Source organism: Peribacillus sp. Hz7, assembly GCF_042136355.1.
Classification (GTDB): Bacteria; Bacillota; Bacilli; order Bacillales; family DSM-1321; genus Peribacillus; species Peribacillus asahii_A.
Window position 1 is genome coordinate 272,372 of sequence record NZ_JBHHJV010000003.1, and the last position, 13,475, is coordinate 285,846.

General features: G+C 41.8%; 10 protein-coding genes and 18 tRNA genes. 3 read left to right on the forward strand and 25 right to left on the reverse strand.

Going from position 1 to position 13,475, the window contains the following annotated elements; genetic code table 11:
- Window positions 1-44 precede the first annotated feature (44 nt).
- Both ACE199_RS07305 and ACE199_RS07310 read left to right on the forward strand, forming a co-directional pair.
- On the forward strand, window positions 45-1,655 hold the full coding sequence (locus tag ACE199_RS07305) for an ATP-binding protein (RefSeq protein WP_375349167.1): 1,611 nt from the start codon (window positions 45-47) through the stop codon (window positions 1,653-1,655).
- On the forward strand, window positions 1,648-2,364 hold the full coding sequence (locus ACE199_RS07310; protein WP_375349168.1) for a response regulator: 717 nt from the start codon (window positions 1,648-1,650) through the stop codon (window positions 2,362-2,364). Before ACE199_RS07305 ends, ACE199_RS07310 begins: the two co-directional genes overlap by 8 nt.
- 35 nt (window positions 2,365-2,399) lie before the next feature.
- Here ACE199_RS07310 and ACE199_RS07315 read toward each other — a convergent pair whose 3' ends face one another.
- The 7 genes from ACE199_RS07315 to ACE199_RS07345 all read right to left on the reverse strand — a co-directional run bounded on the left by ACE199_RS07315 (window position 2,400) and on the right by ACE199_RS07345 (window position 10,212).
- Window positions 2,400-2,549, reverse strand: a complete 150-nt coding sequence (locus tag ACE199_RS07315; RefSeq protein WP_252287070.1) for a hypothetical protein — start codon at window positions 2,547-2,549, stop codon at window positions 2,400-2,402.
- A gap of 228 nt (window positions 2,550-2,777) precedes the next feature.
- Window positions 2,778-3,887, reverse strand: coding sequence for an o-succinylbenzoate synthase (menC, locus tag ACE199_RS07320; protein ID WP_375349170.1), 1,110 nt, complete (start codon window positions 3,885-3,887; stop codon window positions 2,778-2,780).
- Complete coding sequence (locus tag ACE199_RS07325) at window positions 3,884-5,353, reverse strand: o-succinylbenzoate--CoA ligase (protein WP_375349171.1); 1,470 nt, start codon at window positions 5,351-5,353, stop codon at window positions 3,884-3,886. The genes menC and ACE199_RS07325 overlap by 4 nt, the downstream gene beginning before the upstream one ends.
- Before the next feature lie 86 nt (window positions 5,354-5,439).
- Window positions 5,440-6,258: a 1,4-dihydroxy-2-naphthoyl-CoA synthase gene (gene menB / locus ACE199_RS07330; RefSeq protein ID WP_127761732.1), complete on the reverse strand. Its 819-nt coding sequence runs from the start codon at window positions 6,256-6,258 to the stop codon at window positions 5,440-5,442.
- Window positions 6,259-6,270: 12 nt separating this feature from the next.
- A complete protein-coding gene (menH, locus tag ACE199_RS07335) occupies window positions 6,271-7,080 on the reverse strand; it encodes a 2-succinyl-6-hydroxy-2,4-cyclohexadiene-1-carboxylate synthase (RefSeq protein ID WP_375349172.1) in 810 nt (269 codons plus the stop codon).
- Window positions 7,077-8,810, reverse strand: coding sequence for a 2-succinyl-5-enolpyruvyl-6-hydroxy-3-cyclohexene-1-carboxylic-acid synthase (menD, locus tag ACE199_RS07340; RefSeq protein WP_375349173.1), 1,734 nt, complete (start codon window positions 8,808-8,810; stop codon window positions 7,077-7,079). Before menD ends, menH begins: the two co-directional genes overlap by 4 nt.
- Entirely contained in the window at window positions 8,803-10,212 is a 1,410-nt protein-coding gene (locus ACE199_RS07345) for an isochorismate synthase (protein WP_375349174.1), read from the reverse strand. Before ACE199_RS07345 ends, menD begins: the two co-directional genes overlap by 8 nt.
- A 266-nt stretch (window positions 10,213-10,478) precedes the next feature.
- On the opposite strand from ACE199_RS07345, the gene ACE199_RS07350 reads away from it, so the two are divergent.
- Entirely contained in the window at window positions 10,479-11,411 is a 933-nt protein-coding gene (locus tag ACE199_RS07350; protein WP_127761736.1) for a 1,4-dihydroxy-2-naphthoate polyprenyltransferase, read from the forward strand.
- Between the two features lie 277 nt (window positions 11,412-11,688).
- Here ACE199_RS07350 and ACE199_RS07355 read toward each other — a convergent pair.
- The 18 genes from ACE199_RS07355 to ACE199_RS07440 all read right to left on the reverse strand — a co-directional run bounded on the left by ACE199_RS07355 (window position 11,689) and on the right by ACE199_RS07440 (window position 13,439).
- Window positions 11,689-11,760, reverse strand: a tRNA-Glu gene (locus tag ACE199_RS07355).
- 3 nt (window positions 11,761-11,763) lie between these two features.
- Window positions 11,764-11,854 (reverse strand) — tRNA-Ser (locus ACE199_RS07360).
- Between the two features lie 3 nt (window positions 11,855-11,857).
- Window positions 11,858-11,929 (reverse strand) — tRNA-Asn (locus ACE199_RS07365).
- Between the two features lies 1 nt (window position 11,930).
- Window positions 11,931-12,007, reverse strand: a tRNA-Ile gene (locus ACE199_RS07370).
- Between the two features lie 6 nt (window positions 12,008-12,013).
- Window positions 12,014-12,087 (reverse strand) — tRNA-Gly (locus ACE199_RS07375).
- A 5-nt stretch (window positions 12,088-12,092) separates the two neighbouring features.
- A tRNA-His gene (locus ACE199_RS07380) sits at window positions 12,093-12,168 on the reverse strand.
- Between the two features lie 20 nt (window positions 12,169-12,188).
- A tRNA-Phe gene (locus ACE199_RS07385) sits at window positions 12,189-12,264 on the reverse strand.
- A 22-nt stretch (window positions 12,265-12,286) separates the two neighbouring features.
- Window positions 12,287-12,363: transfer RNA gene (locus tag ACE199_RS07390), tRNA-Asp, on the reverse strand.
- A 3-nt stretch (window positions 12,364-12,366) separates the two neighbouring features.
- Window positions 12,367-12,440 (reverse strand) — tRNA-Met (locus tag ACE199_RS07395).
- 160 nt (window positions 12,441-12,600) lie between these two features.
- Window positions 12,601-12,693 (reverse strand) — tRNA-Ser (locus ACE199_RS07400).
- 18 nt (window positions 12,694-12,711) lie between these two features.
- A tRNA-Ile gene (locus ACE199_RS07405) sits at window positions 12,712-12,788 on the reverse strand.
- Window positions 12,789-12,798: 10 nt separating this feature from the next.
- Window positions 12,799-12,875: transfer RNA gene (locus ACE199_RS07410), tRNA-Met, on the reverse strand.
- 27 nt (window positions 12,876-12,902) lie between these two features.
- Window positions 12,903-12,978 (reverse strand) — tRNA-Ala (locus ACE199_RS07415).
- Window positions 12,979-13,000: 22 nt separating this feature from the next.
- A tRNA-Pro gene (locus tag ACE199_RS07420) sits at window positions 13,001-13,077 on the reverse strand.
- An 8-nt stretch (window positions 13,078-13,085) separates the two neighbouring features.
- Window positions 13,086-13,162, reverse strand: a tRNA-Arg gene (locus ACE199_RS07425).
- A 9-nt stretch (window positions 13,163-13,171) separates the two neighbouring features.
- A tRNA-Leu gene (locus tag ACE199_RS07430) sits at window positions 13,172-13,260 on the reverse strand.
- Window positions 13,261-13,273: 13 nt separating this feature from the next.
- A tRNA-Gly gene (locus tag ACE199_RS07435) sits at window positions 13,274-13,348 on the reverse strand.
- Between the two features lie 9 nt (window positions 13,349-13,357).
- A tRNA-Leu gene (locus tag ACE199_RS07440) sits at window positions 13,358-13,439 on the reverse strand.
- Window positions 13,440-13,475 lie beyond the last annotated feature (36 nt).

The following is a 13,475-nucleotide window of genomic DNA, read 5'->3' on the forward strand; positions in this document are numbered from 1 at the left end:
GATTTTGATACTATAAGCATAGAAGTCATGGAGGAATCACATAAATGGACAAGTCCTTTCATATGCCCATACAAGTAAAAATTACATTGCTATCGTTTGGAATTGTTGCATTTTCCATTTTAATTGGAGGCATTGTTATATTAGGTAATCTTTGGTCATCTGAGGAAGATGAATTAGGTAAGCGCTCGATGCTTACAGCGCATACGATTGCTGAACTATCAAGCGTTCGAGAGCTTGTGTTGCAACCAGAGGGATGGAAAGAATTAAACCCGCTCATTGAAAACTTACGCATTATTCATGATGCCGATTATATTATTGTCTTAAATAACAATCACGTTCGTTACTCTCATCCTGTATATAGCCAGCTTGGCACTTTGTCCAAAAGCTCAGATGAGAACGCTGCCTTTGCCGAGCATGAATATTTGTCTAAAGCAGAAGGAGAAATGGGCACAGCTATTCGCGCTTTTGTTCCTATTTTAGATGAGAACAATAAACAAATTGGCGTCGTACTCGTAGGAAATATTTTACCTACCTTACCAGAAATCATGGGCTATTTCAAAGATGATATCATACTCATCCTGCTTCTTACATTAATCTTTGGCGTATGTGGCTCCTGGCTAATGGCTAAGCATATTAAACAAGAAACATTTGAACTTGAACCACATGAAATATCGCATATGCTCATAGAACGAACAGCTGCCTTTAACGCGATGCACGAAGGTGTTATAGCAATTGATAATCATGAAATCATTACGATTTTTAATGAACGGGCGAAACAAATGCTTCATATTACAGGGGATGTCATCGGTAAAAACATTCAAGATGTTATCCATGATACTCGCTTACCCGAAGTGTTAACATTAAATGAACCAGTTTATAATCAAGAAATCTCCGTTCAGAAAAAAAATATCGTCAGCAACCGGGTTCGAATTATGCTTGGTGATAAAACAATTGGCGCAGTGGCCATTTTCCAAGATCGAACAGAGGTAACAAAGCTAGCGGAAGAATTAACGAGTGTTAAAGCTTTTGTAGAGGCACTAAGAGCGCAAAATCATGAGCATATGAACAAATTACATACGATTGCTGGTTTAATTCAACTTGGGAATTTAGATGAAGCCTTAAACTATGTGTTCCAAATTACTGAAGAGCGGAGTGAATTAACACGGTTCTTAACTAAGCGTATTCATGATGATAATTTAGTCGGCCTCCTCTTAAGTAAAGTCTCAATTGGAAAAGAGTTAGGTATCGAATTACTATTCGACCCAAATCTAAAGCTTGAGCGTTTTCCTCATGATATGGATCATCATGATTTCGTATTAATGCTTGGAAACTTAATTGAAAATTCGTACGCAGCGTTAAAGAATTCAAATGAAGAGAAAAAACAAGTCTACTTGTCCATCCAACAAGATGAGGAATATTGTCATATTGTGTTAGAAGATAATGGCTGTGGCATACCGAGCTCCATTCAGCCAAGTATTTATGATTATGGCTTTACAACAAAGGGAGCAGAAGGTTCAGGCATTGGACTCTATTTAATCGCACAAATTGTGAAAAAGTCCCATGGAGATATTAGCTTTACATCGACTCCTAATGAAGGAACGAGCTTTTTCCTTTCATTTCCGATGAATAACACCAAGGAGGATTCGTATGAATAAAGAGACGATTCACGTACTATTAATTGAAGATGATCCAATGGTTCAGCAAGTCAATAAACAATTTATTGAACGCGTAAACCACTTTCAAGTCATCGATATAGCCTCAAACGGTCTGGAGGGGCTGGAGAAAATTAGACACCTTCAACCCGATTTAGTCATTCTAGATATCTTCATGCCTTCCTTAAATGGCATCGATACACTGTATGAAATTCGAAAAGAACAAATCGACATCGATGTCATTATTATATCCGCAGCGAATGATCAAAAAACCGTTCGGAAAATGATGCAAAATGGTGCATTTGACTATTTAATTAAACCTTTTACATTTGAGCGGTTACAGCACACGCTCCGACAATATTATTCGTTTCGTACTGAAGTTCAGCCAGATCATAGTATCTCACAATCTCAATTAGATCGAGTTATTTTTTCAAATGAAGTCTCTACAACACCTAAGACTCCGATAAAGCTATTTAACAAAGACGAGCTTCCAAAAGGCTTGAATGTCGCGACATTGCAACAAGTGATGAATTTTATGAGTGAACAGCATACTCCTCAATCAGCTGAAGAAGTTGCCGATGGTGTTGGGATTGCTCGAGTAACAGCTCGACGTTACTTAGATTACTTAAATGAACAAGGACTACTGCACCTCGACGCCCAATACGGTAATATTGGTCGCCCAATTAATAAATATAGTATGATTGAATTCTAATCACGGCTGATGAATGCTTCTATTCGTCAGCTTTTTCATGCTTTTGAAATAGAATTGTGTAAGGAGGCACATTTCCTTTTTAAAAAGACGATTTCATACTCATTCATAGCGGTAATTTCTTTGACAACTGAATCTGGCATTCCCCGTTTTAACAAAATTTCTGCAATAAGATACGGTTTTTTCATGTTTCTCTCTCCTTGTCTTGTACTTAGGATGCTTCACTTCCCTCATTATACAAAATAATCCAAAAAAGGGGAAATCGACAAATACCTATTTTTCACTATATCCTACTTAAAAACCTCTTTATATCAACGCTTCAGCCCTCTAATATGTATATTTTTTGAATTTTTTTCATCAAAAAACGCCACATGGGCGTTTTTGGCTGTTTGCTCTTAGTTTAGGCTTCCTAAACTTTATTCACGATATAGTTGCTTATAAGTAGTAATTGATTCGACATATGCTTGGCGAACCGTAAAACCCATTCCTGCCGATTTCGGTACTGTAATTTTTCCATTGATAACCTGTACTTCAGGTTCAATAATATCTTCCTCCCAATATTTTGATGAAGAAGACAAATCTCCCGGAATCGTAAAACCGCTCAGCGAAGCTAAAGCAATATTATGCGCTCGAGATATGCCAAATTCAATCATTCCTCCACACCAAACAGGAATACTTGCCTCTACACATAAATGATGAATGTTAACCGATTCTGTCCACCCACCAACACGTGCCATCTTAATATTTAAAATTTTTCCACTCCCTAGCTGCAGAGCACTTTTGGCATCATGGAATGAACAAATGCTTTCATCCAAACAAATTGGCGTTTTCAACTGCTTTTGTAAAAATGAATGTTCTACAATATCATCATGTCCTAACGGCTGTTCAATCATTTGCAGCGCAAATTGATCCAATCTCTGTAAATGCCGGGCATCATCAAGTGAATAAGCGGAATTAGCGTCCCCCATTAATGGAAGAGTAGGATAGGAAGCACGAATGGCAGATAAAAGCGCAATATCATTGCGGGGAGAAATTTTTACTTTATAACGCTGATATCCATCCTGTTTAAACTCTTCAATTTGCCGCAGCGCTTCGTCTACACTGCTTGTTGCAATGACTACTCCCGCTGCTACCTCTGTTCTCTCTCCTCCAAACAATTTGCCAATATAAACATCCTGTTGCTTCGCATATAAATCCCATATGGCTTGTTCAAGCGCCGATTTTGCCATTCTATTTCTTCTAATACCACTCCAAACGTACGGCAGCTCTGATGGATGTTTCCACTGTTGTTGAAACGTAAGAGGAACCAAGAAATCTTCTAATAGATGAAAAACCGTTTGGATGGTTTCTTCGGTATACCAAGGGCTTGAAAACGGTACAGCCTCTCCATACCCAACTAGTCCATCCGCATCGCGCACTTCAACAACAATCACCTCTCGTTTTGTGACCGTCTCTAAATGAGTTTGAAAAGGACTTTTCAGAGGTGCTTCAATGATTCTCAATGTAATCGAAACCGGCTTCTTCATCCTCTCCCATCCTCTTTCTTTAACTTGCGGCGCAGCAGCTTATTTGCTCCATTTCGAGGTAAGTAATCACAAAAGACGATTTCACGCGGCATTTTATAAGCAGCCAGGTGTTCGCGACAATGCGCAAGCAACTGTTGCTCTGTTACTTCTTCTGTAAGCACAACAAATGCAAGGGGTACTTGTCCCCACTTCTCATCGGTCACACCGGTAACACCCGCTTCAAAAACAGCAGGATGTGCACTTAATACGGATTCAATCTCAGCTGGATATACATTTTCTCCCCCCGAAATGATTAAGTCAGAACGGCGATCAAGAACATATAGGAAGCCCTCATCATCTAAATAGCCAATATCCCCTGTATACAGCCATCCTGCTTTAATGGCTTGCTCCGTTGCATCTACTCTATTGAAATAGCCTTTCGTCACATTTGGACCAAAGACAACAATCTCCCCTGCTTCATTCGGTTTTGCTTGCTTGCCATCGACTTCAATACGTATTTGCGACGGAAATAAAGCCTTCCCTGCTGAGCCGATTTTCTCCATGCTATACTCTGGAGTAAGTGTGACAATTTGCGAAGCCGTCTCCGTCATCCCGTATGTTTGAAACACAGGAATATCTTTTTCTTTACAGTGCTCTAGTAAAGGCAAAGGAGCAGGACCGCCTCCAAGCAGCATACAGCGGAATGAAGATGGGTAATTTCTTTTACCTAGATTAACAAGCATACGATTTAACATAGCTGTTACGATCGAAATAATCGTTACACCGTTTTCGCAAATATGCCGATTCGCTTCTTCTTCATCAAACTTCTCCACTAACACAACTTTCATTCCATAGATTACACTGCGCATTAAAATGGACAAACCGCTAATATGAAAAATCGGCACTGCACAATACCAGCTGTCTCGCTCATGTAAGCCAAGATTTAACGCTGAACCAACTGCACTCCACCAATGATTGCCGAATGTTTGCATAACGCCTTTCGGTTTTCCCGTTGTGCCTGATGTATACATAATTGTCGCTGTATCTTCTAAATAAAAATCTGTCATAATCTGAGGAGAAACGACCTCTATCAATTCTTCTTTTACACACACAGTGACTGTAGGAACTTCCTGTTCAATCTCCTTTAAAGTGTCTGCAAAATGTCTCTCTGAAAAAAGAATACTCGCTTGGCTATCTTGTATTTGCCAAGCAAGCTCATTTGCTGTTAATTTATGATTCAGCATGACAATTCGTACACCTATATAAAAAAGAGCATGAATCATCACAACACTATCTAAGTGATTACGCACCAGTATCGCACAAGTGTTACCTTGTTGTGCACCTTTAGCAGCAAGCTTTCCTGCCATCTCTTCTACCATATGATTTAGCTCTTTAAAGCTATACGTAATACCTTCAAATTCAATAGCAGGTCTAGTAGGCGTAATATCTGCTCGTTTTTTCAACCAATTCGGTAATTGCTCTTCCATGTCATATCCCCTTTCGAATAACCTATTATAAAGAAAACAGCCTGACGCAAGCCGCCAAGCTGTTTTCTCTCAAGCATTCCTTCGAATCAAGGGAAACGAGGGAATTGTCCGAAATCTGGAGTACGTTTTTCTTTGAAAGCGTCGCGTCCTTCTTTTGCTTCGTCCGTTGTATAGTAAAGAAGTGTAGCATCGCCAGCCATTTGTTGAAGACCAGCAAGACCATCTGTATCCGCATTCATCGCTGCTTTTAAGAAGCGTAATGCCGTTGGGCTCTTCTCAAGCATTTCTTCACACCATTGAATTGTTTCTGCTTCTAATTGTTCTAAAGGAACCACTGTATTGACTAATCCCATATCTAATGCTTGCTGTGCATTGTACTGACGGCATAAGTACCAAATTTCACGCGCTTTCTTATGTCCTATGATGCGCGCTAAGTAACCAGAACCGTAACCAGCATCGAAGCTGCCTACTTTTGGTCCAGTCTGTCCGAATACCGCATTATCAGCCGCAATTGTTAAATCACATACGACATGCAGAACGTGGCCGCCGCCAATTGCATATCCTGCAACCATCGCTACAACTGGCTTTGGAATCGTACGAATTAAGCGTTGAAGATCTAATACGTTTAAACGTGGAATTTCATCATCGCCTACATATCCGCCATGTCCGCGTACTTTTTGATCTCCACCTGAACAGAATGCTTTGCCGCCTTCACCCGTTAAGATAATCACACCGATGCTAGAATCATCACGCGCTCTTGCAAATGCGTCAATCATTTCTGCTACCGTTTTCGGTGTAAACGCATTATGTACATGAGGTCGGTTAATCGAAACCTTCGCAATACCATTGTATTTTGTGAATAAAATTTCATCATACTCACGAATTGTTTCCCATTGAACTGTCATTTTTCTTCCTCCTTAATGTTTCAGTAAAAACTCCCTTATTATTTTACCAAACTTTTCTCCATCTTCCACATGAATCGCATGCCCAACATCATTTATTATTGTCCATTCTCCATGTTTTAGCCGATTTTGCATTCGATTCGCTATTTTACAAAACTTCGAATCTAGCTCTCCCGTTATTAAAAGTACAGGCATATCTAGTTTTTCAAGCTCGTTCCACCATGATGGCTGACTGCCGGTTCCCATCCCAAGCAAGCTATTCGCTAAACCGAGGGGAGAATTGGCTAGACGCTGCTTGCGAATCGCTAATTTTTGCTCATTTGGTAAACGCTTTTGACTTTGAAACAACGCAATGTTTTCCCAAGATTCAACGAATGCTTCCATCCCATCTGCTACAATGCGTTCAGCTAACCGTTGATCCTGCTTGCGCCGCTCCAAGCGCTCCCCCTCGGTCTCTAAACCAGGTGAAGCACTTTCTAATAGCAAGCTGCGTACATAGTGTGGATACAACATCGCCAAGCTTAACGCTAGTCGCCCCCCCATTGAATAGCCAAGCACATGAGCAGTCGAAACTTCTAACTTCTCTAAAATAGAAACTAAATCAGCAGCCACCTGCTCCATTTCATATGCTCGTACTTCTTTTGGGGAGTCCGTTTGACCATGACCAATAATATCCATCATAATAAGCTGATAGCTTTCTCTCAACATTGGAACAAGAAAGGACCATGTATCCGCATTGCCCGTAAAGCCATGTAACAAAAGCAGAGGCTCTCCTTGGCCCGCTACTTCAACATGATATGTTACATCTCGACAAACAACCTTCATGAGAGAACATCCTTTATTTCCTGGGAAACAAAATTCCACAATTCTCGATGTTTAACTAAATTGGACTCTCTTTCTGTTGGCACTTCAATAACCTTTAAGCCAGGGATTGTAAAAGACTGTGTAAACACTTGCCCGAACTCTTCCCAATTTGTCACTTTATTATATTTTGCCCCGTAAAGAGCGGCCGCATGAGCGAAGTCCAGCCCATGTGGTGTGCCAAAGAGAAGTTCAAAATATTCCTTCTCATTCGCTTGCGGAAGGAAGGAGAAAATACCGCCGCCATCATTATTAATTAATACAATTGTCATATTTTGCTTTTGTAACTTCGCAGCAAGCAACCCATTCATATCATGATAAAAACTTAAATCCCCAATCGCAAGAACGGTATGCTCCGAAACCGTACTGACACCGAGTGCTGTAGAAACAACGCCATCAATGCCATTTGCTCCACGATTAGCAAGCGTCCGAATTTGTTTCTCATTGTTAAAGAAAAACGTATCTAAATCGCGAATAGGCATACTGTTGCCAACAAACAATGTTGAATGTGTTGGCATTAACTCATTTAATAATAAAAAGAGCTTGCCCTCGCTTAATTCTGCATCATCCCGAAGTGAATAAAGTGCCTCTTTAGTTGCTGTATTCACAGCTTGCCAACGTTGAAGCCAAGTTACATCACGAATTCCGCTTAATTGATTTAACATATCAGAACAAAACGTGCTTACCTCAGAATAGATCATGTTCGTTGCTAGTCCTGCGGGTTCACGCCAGCCTGCTCCATCATCGACGACGAGATGCTTTGCTGAATGGTGTTTTTTCAAAAACAATAGCAAAGCCTTCGATACAGGCATGGCCCCAAAGCGTAACACGAGATCCGGATTAAGCATCTCTTTTGCTATATCATCACGTAAAAAGGTATCATACGTTTCAATAATTTGCTCTTGCTTATGTGTACCACTTCGCAATAAAGATAATGGATCAGCAAGAATTGGGAAAGCTAGCTGCTCTGAAAGCGCTACAATGGCCTCACTTACGGAATCATCCTTTAACTCACCTACAACAATAATGCCCCGCTTTGCTTCAGTTAACGTACTTGCAAGCGCTTTAACGTGGGATTGTGCAAGAGTCCGTACACCATCTTCAATTAGCACCGCGGAAGACTCCTTACGATACTCTTTCGCTTTTTTCATATCTGGAACAAGTGGTTCACGAAGAGGGAAATTAAGATGCACAGGGCCCGCTGGAGAAAGGGCTGCTGTTGCAACCGCTCTTGCTCCAACTGTTCTCGCATAATTAGTCATCTCTGCTGTCTGTTCAGGAAGCGCCATCTCAACTGACCATTTTACATGCTTACCGTATAATTCAATTTGGTCAATAGCCTGCGGTGCCCCTACATAACGTAATTCATGAGGGCGGTCAGCTGTCAACACAAGCAGCGGCACCCGCCCATAGTAAGCTTCAACAATTGCCGGATAATAATTCGCCGCTGCTGTTCCAGACGTACAAATCATTGCAACGGGCTCTCCTAACGCCTTTGCCAAACCGAGGGCAAAGAACGCAGCCGAGCGTTCATCGACATTTAGATGCACTTCAATATCCGGATGCTCCGCAAGCAATAAAGAAATCGGTGTCGAACGCGACCCTGGGCTTACAACAGCATGTCTTACTTTATTTTGTGCTAATTCATCAACAAAGCTCGCTATATAAGCAGTTAATGCATCTCGGTTAGTCATGAAGATGTCCTCCTAAAGCACTTAACATCGGATTAAACTTAATTCCTGTCTCTTGATATTCACTTTCCGGCAATGAATCCTCTAATACACCACAACCAGCGAATAAAGAAGCCTCATTACCTTGTAAGAGCGCTGAACGAATTCCAACAGCAAACTCCCCATTGCCGTACGAATCGACCCAACCGAGAGGACCTGCGTACAAGCCGCGTTCTAATCCTTCAATCTCTCTAATTCGAACAATCGCCTTCTCTTTTGGCAAACCGCCCATTGCTGGAGTTGGGTGCAATTTTTCAACAAAATCAAAAATGGTCGCATCCCCTACACACATCCCCTTCACTGGCGTGTATAAATGCTGAATATGTCGAATTTTCATTAACTCCGGCTCATCTGGTACAATAATTTCTTCACAAAGTGTTTGTAAAGCATTCGTAATCATCGACACTACATATTGATGCTCCATTCGATTTTTCGAATCATGCAGTAGCTCATTGCCAAGCTGCGTATCCTCTTCCTCGCTTTTTCCTCTGGCAATCGAGCCAGCTAAACAAACTGAAAACACCTCATTGCCCTTTTTCTTAATTAATTGCTCTGGTGTGGCTCCAATGAAGCAATCTCCACCCGCTTCAAAGCTAAAAATATAGCTTGTTGGTTGTTCTACCATTAGTGTCTCTAACACTTTTTCTGAAACAATACGGTCTTGAAACACGACGCGTAATTCTCGAGCTAACACAATTTTATCTAAATCACTATGTCTCATTTCATCTACTGCTTTTGCGACTGTTTGTTTCCACTCAGTTGGACGAATCTCTCGTTGTTCCACTAATGCGTTAGTCGGCACTTCTTTATTCTCTAAACGTTCTACTAAAAATTCTTCCCGTTCATTTATCATATGGATGAAAAGTTGTTCTTGGTCTTCTGGCGAGCAAAGAATGTTTGTCGTTAAATAAGCTTCTCCTTTTACGATTGATAACATATAAGCAGGTATATAAAATAAATTATCGCCAAATTGGTTCCATAATAAAGAACTGCTTTGTTCATAGTCAAAAGAAAAGCCTCCAAATAGTAAAGGGCCGGTCGCATCTACATCACGTACTCCTGATTGAACAGCAGCATTCTGCAATTTGAGCCAGCATTTTTCTACTTGTTTATAACGATTTGCACTTGCTGTTGCCTGAAGTTTCTTTATATTACCTAAACCCGTAATCGTAATTTCCTTTGCAGGGTCCTGCCAAAAGAAGCGCTCTCCTGCATATTGTTCTCTTCCAGCTTGATAAAATGAAAGGGGGTTCTTGTACTCTATTTTCTTTACATGGCTGAATAGGACTGATTCATTTCGTTCCTTTGCTCGTTGCATAGCAAAAGCCAGTCCTTGAAGCTGTTCAGTTTCTTCTGAAATAGCCAAAAAAATCCCCCCACTACCATACATTTTAAATACATACTAAACCTATTTAAAGATACACCTCTATTTAACCTCATGTCAATTAATCACCTCTTCTACCAAAGATTCAGACAACTTTTTTCCTTATTATATAAATCCATATCCATCCTTGATTTTGGAAATATTTTTGCTTTTAAAATCAATTGACACTTTCATAACGTTTTCCTACACTTTACTACGTACACTTTGATATAATTTCATATGACTATAAATGATAGAGGAGAAACGAGATGCATACTGATTTTACTAATCATTCAGCTGAATCGGCCGTTAAGCGCAGTTGGAAAATTTGGTGGGAACTTATTCGCCCCCACACATTAACAGCCGCATTCGTACCCGTTTTATTGGGCACAATTATTGCTCTTATAGAAGGTAACGTGAATTGGCTGTTGTTTACAGCTATGATGGTTGCTAGTATTTTAATACAAGCTGCTACTAATTTATTTAATGAATATTATGATTTTAAGCGAGGGTTAGATACGGAAGATTCCATTGGGATTGGCGGTGGAATTGTTCGTCACGGTATGACTCCCAAGTTGATTATGACACTCGCACTCACAATGTATGCTGTTTCCATTGGAATTGGCTTCTATATTTGTGCCGTATCTTCTTGGTGGCTTGCAGCTGTTGGACTTATTTGTATGCTGGTTGGCTATTTATATACAGGTGGTCCACTACCGATTTCATCCACACCATTTGGCGAACTTTTTTCCGGCTTATTTATGGGATGTTTTATCATTTTAATCGCTTTCTTTATTCAAACCGGCTATGTATCGACCCTTGCCATTTTAGTATCTGTACCGAGCGGAATTTTAGTCGGCTTGATCAATATGTCCAATAACCTTCGTGACCATGATGGGGATAAAGCAAATGGGCGCAAAACTCTGCCAATTGTTTTAGGACGTAAGAAAGCCATTATATTTATGGCGATTATGTTTGCGGTTTCTTATCTATGGCTAATTGGATTAGTTTTAACAGGAACGGTCAGTGCTTGGATTCTACTCGCCTTTTTAAGCTTACCAAAAGCTATTAAAGCGACAACAGGATTTATAGGGAAAACAGAACCTATCACAATGATGCCATCGATGAAAGCAACGGCCCAAACGAACACATTCTTTGGATTTCTAATGGCAGTCGGGCTACTAATTAGTTATTTATTTTAATAGCTGTGTTAAATCATATTGTTCGTTAAACGATTGAGGACTTATTCTAATACAACCAGCCGCAATGATTAAATTGCGGCTGGTTTCTTATTATGTGCAGCAAACTTGAAAAACTATTAATTTCACGAACTCGCTCTAGTCTCTCTGCATTCGCACCAATTAGTATACACTTCATATTCCCTTTTTTTAGAACAACCAAAATGAACAAATAATATAAACAAAAAAGCAGATTTAAAAGTTTGTATGTAACAATACTTTTAAATCTGCTTTAACTGTATGACCCCTACGGGATTCGAACCCGTGTTACCGCCGTGAAAGGGCGGTGTCTTAACCGCTTGACCAAGGGGCCAAATGGCGGAGAAGGAGGGATTTGAACCCTCGCGCCGGTTACCCGACCTACACCCTTAGCAGGGGCGCCTCTTCAGCCTCTTGAGTACTTCCCCGTACTCCGCAGGTAGGATTCGAACCTACGACCGCTCGGTTAACAGCCGAGTGCTCTACCACTGAGCTACTGCGGAATGGTGGGCCTAAGTGGACTCGAACCACCGACCTCACGCTTATCAGGCGTGCGCTCTAACCAGCTGAGCTATAGGCCCATTATTTGGAGCGGGTGAAGGGAATCGAACCCTCATCATCAGCTTGGAAGGCTGAGGTTTTACCACTAAACTACACCCGCATATATGGGGCGACTGATGGGAATCGAACCCACGAATGTCGGAACCACAATCCGATGCGTTAACCACTTCGCCACAATCGCCGTAATTTCTAGAATAATAATGGTGGCTCAGGACGGAATCGAACCGCCGACACAAGGATTTTCAGTCCTTTGCTCTACCGACTGAGCTACTGAGCCAAATGATTTTTAAAAAGTAATATGGCGGTCCGGACGGGACTCGAACCCGCGACCTCCTGCGTGACAGGCAGGCATTCTAACCAACTGAACTACCGGACCATATTGCGGGGACAGGATTTGAACCTGCGACCTTCGGGTTATGAGCCCGACGAGCTACCGGACTGCTCCACCCCGCGACAGTAAAAATGATTCTATTTAGTTTATGCTCTAAGTTAGCATAGACTGTTTCTTCCTCTTCTAGTTTATCGAAGAAGTTTATGCGTCGAAACAACTCGATGCATATTCACGGATGCTTTGCTCGTTGCTCCACCCCGCGACGGTAAAAATTATTTAAAATGGAGGAGGTAGAGGGATTCGAACCCCCGCGGGGTTTGACCCCCCTGTCGGTTTTCAAGACCGATCCCTTCAGCCGGACTTGGGTATACCTCCGTTTAAATAAAGAACTTATGGTGGACCTTGTAGGACTCGAACCTACGACCGGACGGTTATGAGCCGTCTGCTCTAACCAGCTGAGCTAAAGGTCCTTATATTTTTTGGTAGCGGCGGAGGGGATCGAACCCCCGACCTCACGGGTATGAACCGTACGCTCTAGCCAGCTGAGCTACACCGCCAAGGAAATATAAGTATTTAATAAAATTTGGTGGAGCCTAGCGGGATCGAACCGCTGACCTCCTGCGTGCAAGGCAGGCGCTCTCCCAGCTGAGCTAAGGCCCCATATTATTATTTAGTAGATTAATGGTCGGGAAGACAGGATTCGAACCTGCGACCCCTTGGTCCCAAACCAAGTGCTCTACCAAGCTGAGCTACTTCCCGTATAATAATGGCGCGCCCGAAAGGAGTCGAACCCATAACCTTCTGATCCGTAGTCAGACGCTCTATCCAATTGAGCTACGGGCGCATATTAAGATGGTGCCGAGGACCGGAATCGAACCGGTACGGTAGTCACCTACCGCAGGATTTTAAGTCCTGTGCGTCTGCCAGTTCCGCCACCCCGGCACTTTACGAAAAGTGGAGCGGAAGACGGGATTCGAACCCGCGACCCCAACCTTGGCAAGGTTGTATTCTACCACTGAACTACTTCCGCAAAAAATAATGCGGGTGAAGGGAGTCGAACCCCCACGCCTTGCGGCGCCAGATCCTAAGTCTGGTGCGTCTGCCAATTCCGCCACACCCGCAATATGGTGAGTCATGCAGGATTCGAACCTGCGACC

Bases quoted from the DNA above. Each gene is read 5' to 3' on its own strand.
- ACE199_RS07305 (WP_375349167.1), top strand. From the start codon at position 45: ATGGACAAGTCCTTTCATATGCCCATACAAGTAAAAATTACATTGCTA.
- ACE199_RS07310 (WP_375349168.1), top strand. From the start codon at position 1,648: ATGAATAAAGAGACGATTCACGTACTATTAATTGAAGATGATCCAATG.
- ACE199_RS07315 (WP_252287070.1), bottom strand. From the start codon at position 2,549: ATGAAAAAACCGTATCTTATTGCAGAAATTTTGTTAAAACGGGGAATG.
- menC (WP_375349170.1), bottom strand. From the start codon at position 3,887: ATGAAGAAGCCGGTTTCGATTACATTGAGAATCATTGAAGCACCTCTG.
- ACE199_RS07325 (WP_375349171.1), bottom strand. From the start codon at position 5,353: ATGGAAGAGCAATTACCGAATTGGTTGAAAAAACGAGCAGATATTACG.
- menB (WP_127761732.1), bottom strand. From the start codon at position 6,258: ATGACAGTTCAATGGGAAACAATTCGTGAGTATGATGAAATTTTATTC.
- menH (WP_375349172.1), bottom strand. From the start codon at position 7,080: ATGAAGGTTGTTTGTCGAGATGTAACATATCATGTTGAAGTAGCGGGC.
- menD (WP_375349173.1), bottom strand. From the start codon at position 8,810: ATGACTAACCGAGATGCATTAACTGCTTATATAGCGAGCTTTGTTGAT.
- ACE199_RS07350 (WP_127761736.1), top strand. From the start codon at position 10,479: ATGCATACTGATTTTACTAATCATTCAGCTGAATCGGCCGTTAAGCGC.